2 protein-coding genes and 2 pseudogenes are annotated in these 2,914 nt (G+C 59.7%); all 4 read left to right on the top strand.

The genetic code is table 11. The features are described from left to right. Positions 1 to 1,072 (top strand): annotated as a pseudogene (locus CDN36_RS22455) (IS3 family transposase); the annotation flags it as partial. A 441-nt stretch (positions 1,073 to 1,513) separates the two neighbouring features. Then, a complete protein-coding gene (locus CDN36_RS22460; protein ID WP_287497984.1) occupies positions 1,514 to 2,284 on the top strand; it encodes a BRO-N domain-containing protein in 771 nt (256 codons plus the stop codon). A gap of 77 nt (positions 2,285 to 2,361) precedes the next feature. Beyond that, positions 2,362 to 2,463 (top strand): reverse transcriptase N-terminal domain-containing protein, encoded by a 102-nt coding sequence (locus CDN36_RS22465; RefSeq protein WP_287497985.1) that lies wholly within the window; start codon positions 2,362 to 2,364, stop codon positions 2,461 to 2,463. 64 nt (positions 2,464 to 2,527) lie between these two features. Continuing rightward, positions 2,528 to 2,914: pseudogene (locus tag CDN36_RS22470) on the top strand (transposase); the annotation flags it as partial.

Consider the following 2,914-nt stretch of genomic DNA (forward strand, 5'->3'; position numbering starts at 1 on the left):
TTCACAGACAGCCAGATATTGGAGGCGCTCAAGCGCGCGGAGGCTGGGCTTGCGGTGCCGGAGCTATGCCGGGAACTGGGCATCAGTTCGGCAACGTTTTACAAATGGCGCTCGAAGTACGGCGGCATGGACGCGTCGATGATGTCGCGCATGAAGGAGCTCGAGGCGGAGAATGCCCGACTGCGCAAGATGTCATCGAGGAGAAGCTCAAGGCAGAGATTGCCTCGGAGGCACTGCAAAAAAAGTTCTGAAGCCATCTCGCCGGCGCGAGATGGCAAAGCAGGTTGTGCAACAGCGCCGCGTGTCAATTCGTGTGGCGTGCACAGTGTTCGGCATCAGCGAGTCGTGCTACCGATACGAGGCGAAGTTGAACACGGAGAACGAAGAGATTGCCGACTGGCTGGTGCGTATCACGGGCTGTCATCGCAACTGGGGCTTTCTGCTGTGCTATTACTACTTGCGTAACGTGAAGGGATTTGGCTGGAACCACAAGCGTATCTACCGGATTTATCGGGAGCTGGAGCTGAACCTGCGCATCAAGCGGAAGAAACGCTTGGTGCGCGAAACGCCGCAGCCGCTGTCGGTGCCGCACGCCATCAACGAAGTGTGGTCAATGGACTTCATGCATGACCAGCTCGTTGACGGGCACAGCATCCGGACGCTGAACGTGATTGATGATTTCAACCGCGAGGCGCTGGGCATTGAGGTGGATTTCTCGCTGCCGTCCGAGCGGGTGATTCGCACGCTGAAGCAGCACATGGAATGGCGTGGCAAGCCGAAGGTAATTCGTTGTGACAACGGCCCAGAATACCTGAGCGCAGCCATCGTGACGTGGGCGCAGAAGCTAGGTATACGGCTGGAATACATTGAGCCGGGCAAGCCGCAACAGAGCGCGTACATCGAACGGTTCAATCGGACCGCTCGATACGAATGGCTCTCGCAATATCTGTGGGAAGACCTGGAGCAGGTTCGGCAGGCAGCGGCCGACTGGATGTGGACTTACAATCACGAGCGCCCAAATATGGCATTGGGCGGTTTTACCCCGAAGCAGCGGCTGGCCATGGCCGCTTAGTTTCTACTTCTGCCGACTGTGGAAAACGGGGGCATTACCCAGCGCCAAGATCGGCGTGGGCAAGTTCAGGCCGCTACGACCGCTGCAAACGGCTTAGCGTGCTTTATTTTGGGTATTCGGATTGAGTGATTGATATGAGGGTGGCGAGGATGCAACGATTTCACACACCCCATTCGGATTGAGCGGTTGACGGGCAGGAATCCGTCTGCTACATTGAAGGCTCCTAAACGCAAAGCGCTAGGCCGGCGCGCTCACTTCCCTCACGGGAATTGGAAGCCGGCTTTTTTGTGCCCCTTTGTTCGGCCAACGTGCATGTGCACGTGGGCCTGTGCCGCTCTATGGGGGTTGCGGGTATCCGTAAGGACCCGGCGCTCGCTTTGCGGCGTAGGACAGCCCCCACCCCTGCTTGGGTGGAATTCCTAAAAGCAAAGGAGACCAGCCATGGTCGCTCAAGAACAATCCAATCTGCCGGTCGTTTTCAACTTCGGCTCCCAATCCGTACGCACCATCGAACAAGACGGCGAAGTCTGGTTCGTCGCAACTGACGTGTGCCACGTTCTCGACATCGCGAACCCTCGCAACGCCTCCGCTCGACTCGATGACGACGAGAAGGATGCCGTCCAGATTACGGACGCCATCGGCCGGCAGCAGGAAACGACCATCATCAACGAGTCGGGCCTGTACAGCCTCATCCTGAACAGCCGCAAGCCTGAGGCTCGAGCGTTCAAGCGCTGGGTCACGCACGAAGTGTTGCCCGCTATCCGCAAGACCGGCGGCTACCAGGGTGCGCCGTCCGGCGCGCCCGCTGACGAGCCGCTGTACAACACCGACTATCGGCAGGAAGCCCGGCGCGTCGCGGTGGACTACTTCGACCGCTGCCGGGACGTCGTACAGGCCGCTGGCCAGAAGAACCCGCGCTTCCCCGAGATGAACGAGATGGTCGTGAGCGGCCTCCTGGCCAGCATGCTCCAGAGCGGTCGCTGGCTGCTGTCGTTCGACCATACCGGCCGGATGAACATCAGCGCCGTGGAGCCTGACGCCTGCGTCGCGTCCATCGCGAAGTTCGCCAAGATGATTGCCGACCCGGGCGGCCTCATGATTTCCAACGCCGAACTGGCCAACCTCGCCAAGGCCTGCACCGACAAGCTCGCGCAGCGCATGGAGCGTCAGGCCGAATCCACCTCCGTCGCACGCACCAAGAACCCCGCATGAGCGTCCCATCAAGCCTGCTGTAACCGGCTATCACTGCCGCGTCAACGACTCGTACTACGGTACTGATCGAGCGCTTACTGGCGAAACGACTTCAGGCGCATATCACCAAGGCAGCTCGGGAACGCCGATGGGGTAAAGTGCAAGCCTTGCAACGTCTGCTGACCGGCTCGCATAGCTGACCTGCCCCCTGCAAACAGGGCCAGCAGGAGTCTAGTAAAGTTCGTTTTCGGAGAGAAGACGAACATGAAGAAGCGCTTTACGGAACAGCAAATCATCGGGTTTCTGAAGGAAGCCGAGGCCGGTATGCCGGTCAAGGAACTGTGCAGGAAGCACGGGTTCAGTGACGCGTCGTTCTACACCTGGCGCGCGAAGTTTGGCGGCATGGAGGTCTCGGAAGCCCGCCGGCTCAAGGACCTCGAGGTGGAGAATGGCCGGCTGAAGAAACTGCTGGCCGAAGCAATGCTCGATATGGAAGCGTTGAAGGTCGTCGTCAAGGGAAAGCCCTGAGCCCGCAAGCCAAACGCGAGGCAGTGTCGGCGATTCGGGAGAAGGTCAACCTCTCCGAGCGCCGCGCCTGCCGGCTTGTCGGGCTTTCTCGCAGCGTGCTGCATTACGACGCGAAGCCGGACC

The organism is Pandoraea sp. CB10b_02, assembly GCF_002216225.1.
In the GTDB taxonomy this organism is placed as follows: Bacteria; Pseudomonadota; Gammaproteobacteria; order Burkholderiales; family Burkholderiaceae; genus Pandoraea; species Pandoraea nosoerga.